General features: G+C 71.1%; 6 protein-coding genes. 5 read left to right on the top strand and 1 reads right to left on the bottom strand.

What is annotated here, in order from left to right; translation table 11 throughout:
- The first annotated feature begins 26 nt into the window (after positions 1-26).
- The 5 genes from AWQ70_RS25900 (at position 27) to AWQ70_RS25880 (ending at position 14,174) form a co-directional block, all read left to right on the top strand.
- A complete protein-coding gene (locus tag AWQ70_RS25900; RefSeq protein ID WP_067181026.1) occupies positions 27-11,810 on the top strand; it encodes a WXG100-like domain-containing protein in 11,784 nt (3,927 codons plus the stop codon).
- A gap of 63 nt (positions 11,811-11,873) precedes the next feature.
- The gene (locus AWQ70_RS25895; RefSeq protein WP_067181023.1) at positions 11,874-12,080 is read left to right on the top strand and encodes a hypothetical protein; all 207 of its coding nucleotides are present in this window, start codon (positions 11,874-11,876) and stop codon (positions 12,078-12,080) included.
- Positions 12,081-12,386: 306 nt separating this feature from the next.
- A complete protein-coding gene (locus tag AWQ70_RS25890; RefSeq protein ID WP_067181020.1) occupies positions 12,387-12,914 on the top strand; it encodes a hypothetical protein in 528 nt (175 codons plus the stop codon).
- Positions 12,907-13,665 carry a hypothetical protein gene (locus tag AWQ70_RS25885; RefSeq protein ID WP_084517817.1) on the top strand — a complete coding sequence of 253 codons (759 nt, stop codon included), beginning with the start codon at positions 12,907-12,909 and terminating at the stop codon, positions 13,663-13,665. The genes AWQ70_RS25890 and AWQ70_RS25885 overlap by 8 nt, the downstream gene beginning before the upstream one ends.
- A 146-nt stretch (positions 13,666-13,811) precedes the next feature.
- Positions 13,812-14,174: a DUF4267 domain-containing protein gene (locus AWQ70_RS25880; RefSeq protein WP_067181016.1), complete on the top strand. Its 363-nt coding sequence runs from the start codon at positions 13,812-13,814 to the stop codon at positions 14,172-14,174.
- Between the two features lie 281 nt (positions 14,175-14,455).
- Here AWQ70_RS25880 and AWQ70_RS25875 read toward each other — a convergent pair whose 3' ends face one another.
- Complete coding sequence (locus AWQ70_RS25875; protein ID WP_067181013.1) at positions 14,456-17,017, bottom strand: family 20 glycosylhydrolase; 2,562 nt, start codon at positions 17,015-17,017, stop codon at positions 14,456-14,458.
- Between the last annotated feature and the right edge of the window lie 190 nt (positions 17,018-17,207).

The raw sequence follows: 17,207 nt of genomic DNA, 5'->3' as shown, positions 1-17,207 counted from the left end.
AGACTGAGCGGCGGAGCGGGGACGGCATGGCCACGAACACGGGCACCAGCATCGTCAACCAGGGCGGGCAGGCGACCCGCCAGGGTGGGGCCGTCCACATCGACAGGGACGTCACCCCCGCCTGGGAGACCGGCGCCCTTCCCGGTTGGGTGGTCCACACCCTGATCCCCTTGCTCGCGGCCGGGCAGAAGTGGCCGGAGGCCAGCGAGAGCAAGTTGTCGGAGCTGGCCCAGGCGTGGGAGGTCCTGGCGGCCGGGCTGACGCCGCACGCGGAGCCGGCCGGGAAGTCGGTCCGGACCATCGTGGCCGGCTGGCAGGCCCCGGCCACGGCCGACTTCGTCACCCGGGCGCAGCACATGTTCGGGAAGGAGGCCGGCCTACAGGGGATCTCCCGGGGCGCGCGCGGCTACTCGGCGCAGGTCAGCAACTTCGCGGTCGAGACGCAGTACTCCAAGCTCTCCGTCAACGTGGCGTTCTGGGTGACGGCCATCGCCATCGCCATCGCCATGTACGTCGCGTTCTTCACCGCGGGCTCGACCACGCCGCTCATCGGCCCGTACGCGTCGGCGGGCCGCGCGGCGATCGGCCGCATCCTCGCCCGGCTGGCCGCTGTAGCGGGACGGAAGGCCGGATCCACCCAGGTCGCCAAGCTCGCGGCGCTCAACGGGCCGACCGGGGGGAGCCTGATCGCCCGGCTGCTCGCCTCCCCGCTCGGCCGGGAGCTGATCGAGGAGATGGGCGAGGAGTTCGTCATCGACGGCGTCGCCCAGTACCAGCAGATCCAGATGGGCACCCGTACCGAGTGGGACTGGGACAAGTCCAAGGCCGCCCTCCTCGGCGCGGGCACCGGCGCGGTGGTCGGCATGAAGCTGGCCGGCCCGGTCTCCAAGATCACCAACAACGTCCCCGGCTTCGCCGGACGGGCGCTGAACACCGGCCTCAGCAACATGGCCGCGTCCCCCGCCGGCAGCTTCGTCGCCAACGGCGTGGTGTACGGCCAGTGGACCAACCCGTTCTCGGCCGAGTCGTTGTCGGGCGCGTTCTTCGGCGGTGTCGGACGCACCGGATCGATCAGCCCGTTCAACCCCGAGGTCTACACGACGCTCTCCAACCCGGGCACCGCGCTCGCCTCCGCGTACGACATGGCGGCCCAGTCGGACGCCCGCCGGATGGGACTCAACATCGACCCGAACGCGGGCGGCGACGCCACCGGCGCCGGAGGCACCCCGGGAGGCCCCGGTGGCGGCGGCGCCGGCAGCGCGGTCGTCGGCGGCGGGTCGGGCCAGGGCGGCGGCCGGGCCTCCGGCGGCGCCACCCGCGGCGGGAGCTCCGCGTCCACCTCTTCCGGAGGCGGTACGGCCTCCCGTACGGCGCCGGTCACCGCGGACGCGGAGGACGGAGGCCGTCGCGCCGCGACCCCGTCCGCCGACGCGGAAGGGCGCGGCAACCGGAGGAGCCAGCCCGAAAACGAGACCCGGACCGACGCCGAGGCGAACCCCGACCCCGACACGAAGGCCGACACGAGCGCGGACACCGCCCCGAGCGCCGCGAACGACACGAAGGCCGACACGAGCGCGGACACCGCCCCGAGCGCCGCGAACGACACGAAGACCGCCGCGAACGGCGACACGAAGGCCGACACGAGCGCCGACACACTGGCCGACACGGGCGGCCGGGCGGCCACCGACACCGACCAGGCGGCGGTGAGCACGCCGGACGAGCAGGCCCGGGACACGCCCGGCGAGCAGGAGACACGTTCCCGGGTCGCGGTGTCGGACGATGAGGCGACGACGCCGGACCCGCAGCAAGACGCCACGACCTCGCCGGACACCCGGCCGGACGGCACCGCCCGCACCCAGCCGGAGGCGGCACCCGCCGCGCCCGAGACTCAGCCGGACGCCACCCCCGACCAGCGGACCGACCCGGCTCCGGCGGCGCCCGACACGGAGACCGGCACGGGGGAGACCAGGACGGACGGCGCTCCCACCACCGACACCGGCACGACCCAGGACACCGCTCCGGCTCCGGACAGCGGCACAGACACGGACACGGGCGCGGCGGTTGCTCCGAACAGCACGCCGGACGCCCGGCCCGCGCCCGACGCAGCTTCGGACACGGCGCAAAACAGGGCGCCCGACGCTGCACAAAACACGGCGCCCGACACGGCACAGGACACGGCGCCGGAAGAGGGCGCGCCGAGCACGCTGGCCCAGGACGAGGCCGCGTTCCACACCGCGAGAGCCAGGGAAGCCGTCGTCCGGGCGCTGCTCGACGCGCACCCCGGCACCGTGCTCCTCCCTGACGGAGGCCTCATCGTCCCGCTTACTGGGGCCGACATCGTCGTCTCGCCCGCCGCCATGGCTCGGATCATCGACCGCGTCGGGCGGCGTTCGCCGCAGGTGGAGGACGATGAGGCGCTGCAGGCGGAGGCGCTGACCCTGCTCGACGAGCAACTCGCCACCGACACCGCTCCAGAGGACGCGTACGCGGCCGACCTCGTCCCCGGGCAGCCCGTCGGTCTGCGGGCGAACGCCGCGCTCGACTACGCGCTGAACCGCCTGGCGCCGGGGGCCGTCCTGCTGGCGGACGGCGGGCATCTCGTGTCCGACGAGTCCGGCCACTATGTGATCACGCCGAGGATGTTGCGCGCCGTCCGCTCCGTCCTGGAGGCCGCCGCGGCGAGCGACCAGGACGCCGCCACTCTGCGAAGCCGCGCACTCCTGGTCGTGAGCCAGGCGATGGCGGTCAGCCAGGACACGTCGCCTGCTCCCGAGCCGGTCACGAGCCGCCCCGGCACCGTCACGTCGCGGCCGATCGCCGGCACCCGCTATGTCACCGATGGTCGCCAGACCCAGCGCCTCACCGACGACGAGATCCGCACCGCGATCGACGAACTCATCGCCTCAGACTTCCACGGTGACGAGGTGACGGACTGGAACTGGTCTCCCGACAACTCGACTCTGGTGGTGGAAACCAGGAACCACGGGGTGCAGCGCTTCCAGTTCCTGCTCGGCGGCCTCGACTCCCGCCTCATGGCGGAGACTCACGTGAACCGCCGCGGCGGCGCGCATGTCGTGCATTTCGCGGCGCACATCGCCCCGGACCAGCTCCCGCGCGTCTGGCTGCACGAGATCACCGACACCCTGCACGCGTTGAGCCGCCCCGAACAGGGGATCATCCGCAGGTCGCTCTTCCGCCGGGGCCGGCAGCAGAACCACGTCGACGGATGTGTGCCGGCTCGGCTCAACGAGCACGCCTACCTGGCCCGCAAGTGGCGGGCCGCGACGTCCTCGGACGAGCGATGGAACATCCAAGTCGATCTCGACGGAGTGGCCCGCGACCTCCGCGCCCACGGGCAGACGCCCCCGCCCGCGCCCTGGGGGGCGACCCCCCATGTACGCGGCGTCCAAACGCCCCCCGCAGTGGCCGAGAACGCCACGGCGACCGAACTGGAACGTGTGATCGAGGAGCTCCACCGCGCGGAGGGCAAGCTCAAGGAGGCCGCGAAAGCGCACAAGGAGATCGCGAGGAAGGCCGCCATCGAGGCCGGAGTGGCCGGCCGTGAGAGCCGGGAGACCGGTGGAAGGCGCGACCAGGGCAGCGCGACGCGCGCCCGCAAGAAGAACAGGGAACGCGAGCAGCATCGCGCCAAGCGGGACCGGCACCTGCGGATCGGCCGGATGTACTCCGAGGCGCACAAACAGGCCGAGGCCACGCGGCTGGCGTACGCGCGCGCTCTCGCTTTCATGCAGATGGCGGCTGGCCCGAATGCCAATGAGGCGGCTTTGGCGCGAGGGCGGGTCGCCGACGCGGTCAGCACCGCGCGTCAGCAGCACGACAGTTATCTGAAGGCGGTGGAGCAGGCGCTCCCCAGGGTGGGCACCATGCCGGCGGCGCTGCCGACCGGGGTGCTGCCGCATCTCACGGCGCTGACCGACCAGGTGAACCAGGTGCTGGCCGACCAGGGGGCGCGCCGCCGGTACACGCCGAAGGAGCTCGAGCACATCCTGCGCGCCGACTTCCGCAGGGTCGTCTCCGAGGACGGACTGGTGCTGCGCGCCGGCACCGGGCGCAAGAGCTTCGAACTGAAGATCCAGCTCAAGGTCTCCGACATGATCGAGATCATCGATCCCGATGTCAAGGCGTCGGAGATCATGCTCGGCACCCTGCCTCAGGGCGGCATGAGCGTCCAGGGCGCGGAAGCGGGCAAGGGGGGAGGCTCGCTGGGCTTCGACACCCGGATGCTCGCGCAGTTCCTGCCGCAGGACAGCCCGATGCAGATGTTCCTGGCGTCCGCGAGCGTCGGTTTCAACTACGACGCCGGGCGCAACTGGTCGCGCAATTCCAGCGCCGCCGAATACTTCCTGGGTGGCGCGGTCGAGGACAACAGGAGCGAGTCCCTGCTGTTCGACGCCGCCGGCAGGTGGGAGATCAGCGTTCGTGAATCGCAGCGGCACCCCTGGCGGCAGGTGGCCGCCGTTGATCAGGGTGCTCCGGGGGACTCGACCTCCCTGCGGTTCTGGGTCTCCCACGTCTACGCGGACCAGGCTCCGGTGAACACGAAGTTCCTCCCGGAGGCGGAGCGGAACAACGTGATGCCCGAGCATGTCGTCAGCGATCTGACCGGGCTGAGGCAACTGGCCGACCAGATCGTGGACCAGGTCTCGAAGGAGCGGCAGAAGGTCGATCTCAGCGTGGGGGGACGGGCCCGCGCCAAGGTGACCGAAGATCTCCTCGGTGATGCCGGGAGGGCGGTCCGCGAGGCCGCAGGCTCGCCGCCCACCCTGGACGAGAACGTCCGCCGGCAGATCCACACCTTCATCACCGAGACGCTGCGCGGCGAGCTGCGGGAAGCCGTCAACGACACGCTGACGGCCGTGATCACGGACTCGCGCGGCCGGCCGCTGATGACCGTGACCGTGGATACCACGGTGGACATGGACTCGGCCGAGCTGGTCGGGCACCCCAGCCGCGACCATTGGCAGGAGCGGCTGAGGGTCGGCTTCTCCACCGCCAACGGTGGCGAGTCGTACGGCGGCTCGCGTGGCGGAGGGGTGTCCAGCGCTCTCGGCATCCCCAGCGGCGACGTCCAGGTTTATGGGGACCACGACTACGCGGTGGGACCGACCGCCAAGGGGGGGCGGTCGAAGTCCCGGTCGGCGTCCGCGTTCGCCAACGGCCAGGCGATCCACCCCAGCGTGCAGCGCTACACGGGATACACACAGGGGTACGAGCTCAAGCTGACCCACAAGGTCACCGTCCAGATGGCGCGAGACTCGGAGCCGCTCGAAACGCTGAGCGGCGACAGCACCGCGCTGATCCGGATGCCCGAGACGGACGCCTACCGCTACGGCCTTCCGGTCGACGAGGCCGCCCTGCAAACCCCCGACGGCAAGCCCCTGCCCAAGCGGAACGGTGTGCAGGTGCTCAGGAGCGACCCCGATCCGTCGGCGCCGCCGGGGAGGAAGCCCGATCTCCCCCTCTGGTTGGGGCACCCTACGGGATCGACCACCGCGCAACCGTTGATGCGGGGCGCGGGACCGGCCCTCGTACAACAGGTGGAGGGCCTGACACCGCTCAAGAAGAAGATCTACAAGGAGCTCGCCGAGCTGGGCGTGCTGCCCGAGATCGACGCGAGCGGCAAGGTCACGTACTCCAGCGATCCGCTGGAGCGGGCCTCCCAGATGCTCAACCTGCACGAGGTGAACGAACAGCTCTCGGCGCGGAGCGTCGAGACGAACTACGACCTGCTGGCCCAGGACGGTCTCGAATTCAGCCTGACCCACTTCAAAGGACTCGCGTCCCCGAAGACCTGTGTCGTCAGGCTCAATCTGACGCAGGACTTCGACTCATGGAACTACATCGGCCACACCGACAGTGAGGCCATCGCCAACCTCTACATCGGCTCCGACACCGCGGGCCGCGCCAACGGCACCACGTGGACGAAGAGCTGGGGTGCCTCCGGCAGTTTCACCGATGGGCCGCCCAAGGACGTGGAGGGGCGGACCGACAGTCACAAACCCGGCTACGACGGGAACCGGCCCCGCACGGTGGGGTCGAGCACCGCCGGCACCGGAAACGTCGTGACCCTCAACGAAACCGACCATGTCGCGATCGGAGAGGTCGATCACGTCATGGAAGCCACCATCACGTACGACGGGGTCAAGAAGGACCCCCTGAGCGAGCCGGGCAAGGCCCGGCTGGTGTTCCCCGTCGACCTGCTGCCGCCCAGCAATGGTGAGGCCCCCCATCCGATCGGCCGCCCCACCGACGAGCTCATGGCCAGGGCGACGCTGCTGCACATGGACACGACGGGTATGTTGGCCCTGGCCGAGGAGCTGCTGCCGAACGGCATGGCCGCGGACTCGCCCGCCCGTGCCCACCTCGCCGCGTTCCTCGACGTGCGCAGCCTCATCGCCCACCCGGAGTGGCGTCCCCAGGGCGGCTCCACGGAGGGCGAGTACGGCACCAGTGCGGCCGTCCGGCCGAAGGGCGTGTTGCCGTCCGAGTCGTCCCTGCAGGTCGAGGGGGAGTTCGGCGAGGCCAGGCTGCTCGGTGTGGCCGACCTGGTCGGCGGCCGCATCAACCTCACCCTGGGCAGCGCCGGCGTGTCGTGGGGCGGGACGTGGGGCGGCACCAGGAGCGCGTCACTCGGCGAGTCGTATGGCGAGTCCACCTCGGAGGGCGACGGCTCATGGAGCCACGGCGGCAGCATGGACCGCGGCCGCTCAGCGAGCGTGACCGGGTCCCATGGCGAGCTCGACATCTGGGGTAGAGAGCGCCTGGAGATCTACGGCAGGCAGTACATCTTCGACGGCACGGTGGATTTCACGCTCACGGGCAGCGAGGGGCATCCCAACCCGGTCGTGGCGGGCAGTGTCCTGCAGGGCGACCCCCAGGAGAAGCAGCACCCGGGGCGGCCCGTCCTCTTCTCCGTCCCCGAGTACGACGTCCTGACCATGTACGCCGAGGGCAAGTTGAAGTTGCCGTTGCACGTGGTCGCCGACGCGGTGGAGAGGTTCCGCGACGGCAACCTCAAGCTGGACAGAACGCTGGCCACCGGCCTGCTCCAGCGCTATCTGACCGACAGGCGTCAGGCCGTGCAGGACAACAAGCCCCTCGGGCTCGCGGCCGGCCACACCCCGGACGTCCTCCTGAACGCCCTCACGAAGGTGAAGGACCTGGAGAAGGTCGCGGAGGGGCTCGGCCCCCAGAGCGCCGCCCAGAGCGCGCCGCAGCCCGCCACCGGTCAGGGAGGCGCCTCCCAGAGCGGCCAGCAGAGCAGCCAGGGTGGCCAGCAGAGCGGCACGCAAGGCAACCCCGCACAAGGCGGTAATCCCCAAGGGGGCCAGCAGAGCAGCCAGGGCGGCCAGCAGAGCAGTCAGCAGAGCGGCCAGAGCAGTCAGCAGGGCACTCAGCAGGGTGGCCAGCAGGCCGCGCCGCAGAGCATGACACCCGACGAACGCATCGACGCCGCGCTGAGCCGGGCGCGCGATGTGGTCCAGCGGCTGAGCGAGGTCTATCTGGCCCCGCACTACGTCGGGGCGATGGGCCTGAGCGTGGTCGAGTCCTTCACGGTCACGAACCCGGAGGACAACGACAACCCCATCAGCGTGCTCGACGCGGTGCGGGCCGCCGTCGAGGAGGTCGCGCCGCAGGCACTCCAGCGGAGCCCGGTCATGAGCCGGAGCCTCAGGGGCGACCTCGCCGGGACGCGGCCCGAGGGACACCTCGACGCGATGCTCAGCGCACGGGGATTCGTCAAGAGCTACGAGACGCTGGCCGACCCGGCCACCGGACGGGCCGAACTGGTCACGGTGCGGGCCCGGCTGGTGCCGGTGGACTCGAAGACCGCGTCCCACGCGGAGCTGCTCGGTCACATCCCCGACGGCGGCTTCATCGTGCAGGACTACGGCTACCGGGAGGTCACCGACTCCCAGTCCGCCGGCCGCTCGGGGAACGTCAGCGGGGGATACTCGCACGGCGCCGCCGACTTCGGGGAAAGCGGGGGAGGCTCGACCCATCGCGGAGGGTCGTTCAGCGAGAACCAGGCCGAGCAGTTCACCAAGATGCAGCGCTTCTCGCAGTTCAACGGCCTGGACCGGGTCAAGCAGAGTTTCCGGCTGGAGATCGAGGTCGAGCGTACGCCGTTGCGGCGGGGGCCGGTCCGCACCACCGTGCGTGAGAAGGTCGACCTGATCAGGCGGAGGCCCACCGCCACCGCCAAGTTCACGTACGACGCCGACCTGGTCCGGCGGACGCCGACCGGCATGACACGCGCGCGCAGCGAATCGAAGACCGAGCCGGATCCCGTGGTCGACCACCGGCGGGTGGAACTGCCGCCGGCCCATTTCGTGAACTCGGTCCAGCACGACGCGGATCCCGATCACAACCTCTTCGCCGTGATCGAGACGAAACTGTCCGAGATGATGGACGCCGCCTCCGTGCAGGAGCGGATAGCAGAGCTGGAGGCCCGGCTGTCGCCGGTGTCCATCTCCGCGGCGTTCGCCAAGATGGTCGGCCCGGGCGGGCACGAACTGGTCCGCATGGCGCGGAAACATTTCCGCAGTCAGGGAGTGGACGTCCGGGTCGAGGCCCACCTGTCCGATCTGCAGGTCGTGTCGGCTCCGTTCGAGGCGGAGATCGGCGAGGTCGACCGCATCATGCGCACACTGAACGTGTCGATGTCGCGTTCGCACCTGTGGCCGGGAAGCGGCAACGTGGGCGGATCGTCGGGTGTGGCCGGTGTTTCGGGTGGCACGTCGTTCGGTGACCAGGCGTCGGCGGCCGTCTCCGCGGTCACCGGCCTGCGCAACGAGGCCAGCAAGTTCGAGAAGGGCAAGGTGGTGGTCGTCCGGGTCCGGGTGGACTACGACCTCACCTTCCAGCACAAGGCGAGGCTGCCCGGCGGCGACGAGAAGGTCGTCAAAGATCCGGTCCACCTGCCCGCCGCGGCCAGGGGCGAGGCGTACCTCGTCGTGTTCGAGTCCTCCCTCAAGACGCTCAACGCCCGGATGGAGGCCGGGATCCGGGCGCGACCCGGGTGGGATTTCACCGATGAGTCGCAGCCGAGGTCCCAGCTCAGACCGCCGACAGGTCCCCACCAACAACTGGATCCCAAGGACCTGCTCGGGCATGTGGCCAGGGCGAGGCAGCAGGCCAGGGACGAGGGCCATGTCGTCCGGTTCGTGGTGGGAGACGGGCGGCACGTCGACGTCTACCTGGCCGCCCCGGACGGCTCGCTGCACAGTGTGAAGCCGGACGGTGGCTTCGCCGAGGCCCTCGCCACGTTGCCGCCCCTCGTGCTGAACGCGGCGGCGGCCGAGAAGGACATCGACCTGCTCTCGGTCTTCCAGAACTCACCGGCGGGCACGACCTTCACCGAGCAAGTGGTGGCGGCCCTGGCCGCGAAGAATGTCACGGTTGACCCGAAAGCCCCCGTCTGGCCGTCCGAGACGGGCGCCGCGTCCAGCACCCAGGGCGCCGGCGCCGGGCAGAGCGCGACGGGGATCAGCGCCGGTGGGGCGCCGTCGCCGGCGCTGCCGGACACGCCGTTCGACACCCAGGCCCGGCCGGCCGGGGTGCCCGACCTGAGCGTGACCGAGATGGTCGGCCAGAACATCTCGGTCGCCGACTTCGGCGGCGGGGTCACCGCGCTCGACTGGACCACCGACCAGGGTGTTCCGATCGACCCGGACGCGCCGCCCGCCGACCTCGACGGCGCGGTCGTCGCCGTCACCACGCCGGCTAACGGCGTGCAGCATGCCCGCGTCGTCGTCGGCGATCCCGGGGAGGACCGGATCGGCTACACGTCGTACCGCTCCGGTACGCCCGAGGACCCGCACGTCATCACCATCGCTCCGCGTACGGACCCGGCGGTGGTGTCGTCGGTCCTGGTGCACGAGATCTCGCACGTCGCCGACCAGCACGCGGCGGAGGCGGCGGGCGCGCCGCAGGGGGTGATCCGGCCCTCGCTGCCGGAGCACACGCACGAGGAGGGCACCGACCACTGCCTCACCCCGCGCCTCAACGAGCACGCGCACCTTTCCCGCAAGTGGAGCGAGACCGCCGATCCCGCCGCCAGGGCCCGCATTGCCGAGGCGATCGACGCCATCGCGGACGACATCACCAGGCGCGGGCACACCCCACCCGCGCCGCCCTGGCAGGCGACGGAGACCGCGGCGGAGGCGAGACCCAAACCGTCGATCGCGGACCTGCTGAACGGCGACGCCTCACCCGCCCCCGCAGCGCCCCCCGCCGCCCAGACACGACTGCTCACGCTGCCGGAGCGGGTCGCCGCCGACATGGGCGCGAGCGTACGGCGACCGGACGGCGGGCTGCTGGAGGCCGCCGCGCCGGGACGAGCGACCGTCACGGTGCGGGGTGCGTCCGCGCCGGACGCTTCGGCGCAGGAGAACGCGGAGGGGACGGCCGTTGTCGACGTCCGGGTCCGGCCCGACGCGCGGGTGGCCGCCGGAGCCCGTCCGGACACGCCCTCGTCGACCGGGGAGCGGCCTGTGCCGGGTTACCTGGATCGGATGCTCAACCGGGACTCGCCTTCCGGACCACCGAAGGACGCCACCCACCTGGCTGGCAACCCCTCGGCCTCAGCGCAGCCACACGAGGCACCCGGCCCAGCGTCCCGCGATGCGTCACGGGCCGGTTCGGCCCCGCACGATCCCGCCGCGTCCGGTGCCGTCCCGCCACGGCGACCCGGGGACGGGGCGCCTCCCGCGGGCCCTCCCCGATCCTCGGATTCGGGTCACGGCGTGCCTCCGGGCGACAGGACAGCAGACCTGCGTCCCCGGGAAGACGGCAGGACAGCAGACCTGCGCCGGGAGGACGACAGGACGGCACGCCTGCACCTCCGGGAAGACGACGCCTCCGCTCCGAGAGGGGCGGATGGCCCGCACCCCGATGGGGACGGCCTCGCGTCGTCCCGGATGGCGGAACTGCTCGCCGAATTGACAGCGGCACGGGAGCGAGAGCCCCGCATACCGAGGTGGCTGGACGGAATCCATTCCGGCATCGCCGAAGTGCCCGTGCTACTGGGCGGCAGGACCGGGAGGGCGGACGGCGTAAAGCACACCTGGTCCGACCTGGTGGAGAGATGGACGTTCAACGACGGTTCCCGCATGGTCCGCAAGGTCATGGCGACCCCGGAAGAGGCAGACTCCGAGGTGCTGGCTTCGATCGTGGGGATCGCCTTGGGGGCCGACGTCCCCGGGGTGTACCGGGCCGGGGACAGAGTCATTTATCAGGAGTTCAAGGAGGGGCAGCACCGAGTTGCGTTACCTTCGGAAGAAGTGCCGACAAGACCCGAGTTGACGCGGAGTGGCATGCGCATCAGTGTGCTCGACGTGCTGGTCTGCAACCGTGATCGTCATGCCCTCAACTGGCTTCTGAGCCCGGAACCGAGAACGCCCACCGGCCAGAGGATCGGGGTCATCGGCATCGACCACAACCTCTGCTTCGAAGACCCCCAGACCTGGGCTCCCAAGGGGGATTTCGGAACTCAGTTCCTCCGTAGTGTGCGTTCACCCGACGGTGCCCACATGCGCTACGTCTGGAGGCCCAACCCGCTCAGCCCAGAGGACGTCCAGGGCATCAAGCGGGTGCTCAAAGATCCCAAGATTAAATGGGAGTTCGAACGACGGGGACGGTTGGACTGGTACCTGAACATGCTCTCCCAGCTCGGTATGATCGAGAGGAATGCTGTAGGGACGAAGCCGATCATGCCGATGCCCGTACGAGCAGTGCCCAAGGTGATCACACGCCCCGAGAGAGACCCTCTCGACCCGGAGGAGTGATCCGGATCGCACCCCGAGATCAACGCCAACCACGGAACGGATGTTTCGACTATGACGAGACGGATGCTGAAACTCGTGGCGGTAGACACCGACAAGGTCCTCGGAACGATCGAACTGACCGAGGCGGGCGAGTTGACGGGTAGCTCGCCCGACATCCAGAACATGATCGACACTATGGCGAGCAGCAGGCGGGCAAGCCCGCAGGAGGCGTTCGAGGGCCTGACCTTCTGGAGCAACGGCTATGTCAAGGTCGTCCCTGCCGAGGGCTGACCTCGGGCCGCGCCGGACCGGCCATCACCCATGCACCTCAGACGGCGGGTTCAGAGGCTGGGGCAGGAGCGACTCGAAACTCGCCCCCTCCCCGAAGACCTCCTCGTACGGCAGGCCCTCCGGAAAGAGGGGGCCTCGCTGTGTCTCCGCCGAGACCTCGGCCGCCGTCAGCTCATTGAGCATGCCGTAGACGTCACGCGGTTCGGCGGCCTGCCGGTGCCCGGCCGAGGAGCCCTGCGTCTGCGGCCGCCGGGGCGAGGTGGTCCCGGCCGAGGCATGATGGGGATTCCCAAGGAGAGGACGGCTATGACGTTCGCGGTCGCGCGGACCAGGGACGAGGCGCATCTCTACCTCGACCTGCATCCGTGCAAGCAGTGCGGTTCCGTGGAGACGACCTGGGACAGGGGCCTGGCCAGCGTGGACGGCACGCTGGTCGACCGCTACGCCGGCGCCTGCGACGACTGCGGCGCGGAGCGCGAGTTCCTGTTCGGGCTGCCGGAGCGGCCGGTGGCCTCGGCGGGCTATCCGACGTTCGGCGGGCGGGAGCCGTCCCAGCTCCTCGACGCGGGCGAGTGGATGTGGGTGGCCGACCTGACCGCGGGCAACGTGCCGGTGGACGATCGGGCCGAGGCGCGCCGCGCGTTGTCGATCGCCGTGGCGGCGGTCGAGGAGATCGTCAAGTTCATCCCGCCGGGCGCGGAGGAGGTCCCGGACGACGGGTTCTGGTCCGAGCGCGGACGGCAGGTGCGTACGGCGGAGCCGGGCCGCTTCCAGCTCGACCGGTTGCTGATCGTCCGCGACACCTACCGCGATCTGGTGGTCCGGCATGGCTGATCGCGAGCGGTCCGAGAGCCCCGGGGGCCGGGAGGGCGGGCCCGATCGTGGCGATGGCTCCGGGGGCACGGACGGGCCGGACACGGACCGGGACACAACCGAGGGCGCGGCGGCTCCGGGTCTCCCCGGCGGCGGCCCCGGCGACCCGGACGACCTCACCTGGCCGGACCTGGGCCCCGGCGGGTACGGTGGCGGCCCGGCCCGTTCGCTGGTCGAGGCGTACGTCTACCTGGACCTGGCGGCCGCCCCCGGCGGCGGAGGGGCGGCCGGCCACGCGGTGCTGTCCGAGGAGGAGGACGGCTGGCGGGTGAGGCTCGCCGACGCCGAGGTCTTCGTCCCGTACGTCGCGGAGGCCGAGGCGCGGCGCGAGGAGCTGACCTTCGGCTCGGGCGTCTCCGAGCTGATCGACCCCGGCCAGTGGGTGCTGATCGGCGCCACCTACGCGCGCAGGGCGCTGGAGGCGGCGCTCTTCTTCGCCGCCGACCCGTCCTCCGACGAGACGTACATGAACGTCGTCACGGACTGGCGGTTCGCGGCCGACGCGGTGGCGGAGGCGCTGAAGTTCGTCCCCGACGACGCCGACGCGCTGCCCGAGGCGTCGTTCTGGACAGAGACGGGGCGGGAGGCGTACGAGCGGGAGCCCGCCCGCTTCACCCGGGCGAGGATGGAGGACGACCTCGCCTACTACCGGACCTCCCTTGACGACTTCGTCCGCCTGCACGCCGGGGACGACGGGGACGACGACCGCTAGTCCATCAGCACGCGAGCCGGCGGAGCAGCAGGGCCGGCCGGTCCGTATCGGCATGCACCGATTCTAGCATTGCTAGATTTCTTCGCCGTCGCTATGCTAGCGTCGCCCCTGATCGCTAGCGCTGCTAGATTTCCTCGGAGGAATCCATGCTCACCCCCACCGCGTACGGCCTGGCCATCGTGCTCGACCTGCTGGTCGCGTTCATCGGCGCCCGCTTCCTGTTGCAGCCCGAGTCCGCGGCCGCCGGGTACGGCGTGCCGGCGAAGCCGAACGCCTACCTGACCATCAAGGGCCTGCGCGACTTCAGCTACGGAGTCCTCGGCCTGGCCCTGCTCGCCTTCGCGGGAACCCTGGCTGCTGCGTGGTTCATGCTCGTCGTCGCGCTGAACCCGCTCGGGGACACCCTGATCGTGCTGCGCAACGGAGGCACCAAGGCGGTCGCCTTCGGCATCCATTTCGCCACCGCCGTCGTCGTCCTGATCAGCGCCGCTCTGCTGTTCGCCGTCTGATTCGCCGTCTGATTCGCCGTCCGATTCGCCGTCTGGCGGGAGTCGCGACGATGTCGCCGATCGGCCGCCGGCCGAGGCTCGGGGCGATCGTCCAGATCCCGCGATCCGGCTGGAGCACGCGCCCGCACGGGTCCGGGAAGACCGGAGCCCCGCCCCCCGGGAAGAGTGGCCGGGGGGCGGGGCGACCGGATGGGCCCGCGCCGGTCAGGTGAGGCCCGGACCCGGCGGATCAGTGGTCCGGCGGGTCACAAGGGAGGCGGAACGGGTCAGGCAGGGCAGGGTCAGGCGGGGTCGCGGACGGTGACCGTCAGCGTCCCCTCGACCGGCGCCCGTCCGGGGACGCCGACCGAGAGTGTCCCGGTGTACGTCCCGGGACGGCTGAAGGCGCGGCCGGACACCACCGTGAAGGCGTCGTTGATCCGCATGTCCGGGATGCTCGCCTCGCGGGTGGTCGTCGGCGTGAGCCGTTCGGTCTCGCCGTCGCTCCAGGTGACGATCGTGGTGAGGGCGGTGGAGGCGAGGCCGGGCGCGGTGACCGTCCAGGCGGCGCCGGTCGGCGCGCCCGTGGTCGCGGTCGCCGGAGTGCCGAGCGCCGCCATCCGCCAGGGGACGTCGGCCGTGGGGAAGAAGTTCGTCCCCTGCACCGTCAGCCGGCCTCCCATCGCGGACAACCGGGTCGTGAAGTCGGCGTAGCTCCGCTGCGCCTGCGGGGTCCACCCGGCCTCCGCCGTGGCGATGAGCCTCGGGTAGCTGTAGTACTGCGCCTGGCCGACCCGCCGGATGAACTCGCCCCACAGAGCCGACTCGACTCCCAGCACGCTGGACTCGGCGATGCCGGGGATGTACGTGCCCGGGTCCCAGTTGTAGTGCCGGTCCAGCCCGCACACCCCGCCGCAGGCCCAGGTGCCGCCCTGCGGCTGGCGCGAGTCCTGCTTCTGCGGCACGTACGCGTTCGGAGCCGGGGAGAGGATCACCTTCGCGCCCCGGTTGTTCACCGCGTCCGCGACCGCGTTCCGGTTCCCGTTCCAGAACTGGACGACCGCGCCGTCCTTGGGGAGGGCGGTCCCGGCGTACTCGTTCCAGCCGACGACGGTCTTGCCCAGCGACGCGACGGTCCCGGTGAACGCGTCCACCATCTTCGTGTAGTCGGCGTGGCTGGTGACGTGCGCCTCGTCGCCGCCGATGTGCAGGTACGGCCCCGGCGTCATCTCGGCGATCTCGGTGAGGACGTTCCGGACGAACTCGTACGTCACATCGCTGTTCGCGTCGAACGAGGAGTATCCGACGTTGCCGGTGCCGTTGGCGGGCACGGTGGCCTGTCCCTGCTGCGGCCTCGGCCGGGCTCCGGCCGTGTTGAGCTGCGGGATGGCGTGCAGCGCGGCGTTGGTGTGACCGGGCATGTCGATCTCGGGCACGACCGTCATGCCGTTCTCGCTCGCGTACCGGATGATCTCGGCGTAGTCGGCCTTCGTGTAGAACCCGGTGACGCCGAGCTCGGTGCCCATCTGCTGGCCGTTGTCGTTGTACGTCATCGCGGTGCCGCCGCTGACCCCGGTGAGCAGGCCGTAGTCGATGCCGGACGGGTTGTCCCGGGGCGCGCCGATCGCGATGCGCCAGCCCTGGTCGTCGGTCAGGTGCAGGTGCAACCGGTTGACCTTGAACTGCGCCGCCGCGTCGATGTACGCCTTGAGCTCGTCCATCGGGTAGAAGCTGCGTGCGACGTCGAGCATCATGCCCCGGTACGCGAAGCGCGGATAGTCGCTGATCGTCACCCGGGGCAGCGTCCACGCGGCGGGCACGACGCCGCGCGACTCCACCCACTGCGGGAAGAGCTGGCGCAACGTCTGCACGCCGTTGAGCGCGCCGTTGGGCGTGTCCGCGGCGACGCGGACGCGGTCGGCCTCGACCGTGAGCGTGTAGCCCTCGTCGGCGTGGCCGGCGGGCGCCTTGCCCGCGCCCACCTCGACGACGATCGGCGCCGGACCCCACCCCTGGCCGACGACGTTCAGCCGGTACCCGGTGGACCGGCGCAGGATCCGTGCCAGGTATCGCGCCGGGGCGTCCGCGCCCGCGCCGATCGCCACGATGCGGGTGTTCTTGTGCAGGGTGAACGGCGCGCCGTCCCGCGTCTCCACCGACACCGGACGCGGGAGCAGGCCGAGGGTCGGCGCCGGCGGCGCGGGCGGCGCGTCCCAGATCTCGAACTCGGAGATCGAGTACCCGTACGCGGCCCACCGCCGGTAGCCCTGCATCCGGACGAAGGACACCGGTGACGCCGACTTCACGTCGATGACGTCCGTGCGCGGGCAGGTGTCGCGCTGGAGCCGGGTGACGTCGGTCCAGGTCACGCCGTCGGCCGAGGTCTGCAGGGCGAAGTCGCGGGCGCAGGCGTTCGGCCAGGTGAGCGTCACGTGGTCGACCTTCGCGGGCTGCGCCAGCCGCACCTGCACCCAGTTGTCGTCCTGGTACTTCGACGACCAGCGGGTCGCGGTGTCGCCGTCGTTGACGTGCGCGGCGACGAAGTCCTGCCGGTCCAGCTCGACGCTGGAGGCGGTGGCGGTGCCCGCGAGGGCGAGGTTGACGGGGGCGGCGGGCGCGGCGGCGCCCGGCTCGTTCGCCGGTGCGCCGCTCGTGCCCGGCGCGCTGGCTGCGGCGGGTGTGCTCGGTGCGGCCGGCGTGCTGTCTGCGGCGGCTGTGCTCGTGCCGGCTCCGGACGCCTGTGCCGTGCCGACGCCGGGTTGCGCGAGCAGGGCCGCGGCGAGCGCGGCGGAGAGGACGGCCGCGACCGAGCGGCCTCTCGGTCGTGTGGGGGATGTGGGGGAACGGTGGGGGGTTGCGGACATGGGGCTCCTTCACGACGCCCGGTGCCGTCGCCGGAACGCGCGCCGAACAGGACGATCGGCACGCCGGTGGCGGTCGGTATCGCCAGATTTTGGGCGTCGCGAATCTATTATGTCAACACTCTGAACATAAATCGGAGTCGTTGCTGCCGCGGCCCTCGCCCGGGGCGCGGCCGCCGTGTCGCCCTCGCCG

Origin of the sequence: Microtetraspora niveoalba (assembly GCF_001570405.1) — a bacterium.
GTDB lineage: Bacteria > Actinomycetota > Actinomycetes > Streptosporangiales > Streptosporangiaceae > Microtetraspora > Microtetraspora niveoalba.
This window is presented reverse-complemented; position numbering and strand designations above follow the sequence as displayed.

What these genes read in the sequence shown, in the direction of transcription:
- AWQ70_RS25875 (WP_067181013.1), bottom strand. Translation starts at nt 17,017, where the DNA reads ATGTCCGCAACCCCCCACCGTTCCCCCACATCCCCCACACGACCGAGA.
- AWQ70_RS25885 (WP_084517817.1), top strand. Translation starts at nt 12,907, where the DNA reads ATGGCTGATCGCGAGCGGTCCGAGAGCCCCGGGGGCCGGGAGGGCGGG.
- AWQ70_RS25900 (WP_067181026.1), top strand. Translation starts at nt 27, where the DNA reads ATGGCCACGAACACGGGCACCAGCATCGTCAACCAGGGCGGGCAGGCG.
- AWQ70_RS25890 (WP_067181020.1), top strand. Translation starts at nt 12,387, where the DNA reads ATGACGTTCGCGGTCGCGCGGACCAGGGACGAGGCGCATCTCTACCTC.
- AWQ70_RS25880 (WP_067181016.1), top strand. Translation starts at nt 13,812, where the DNA reads ATGCTCACCCCCACCGCGTACGGCCTGGCCATCGTGCTCGACCTGCTG.
- AWQ70_RS25895 (WP_067181023.1), top strand. Translation starts at nt 11,874, where the DNA reads ATGCTGAAACTCGTGGCGGTAGACACCGACAAGGTCCTCGGAACGATC.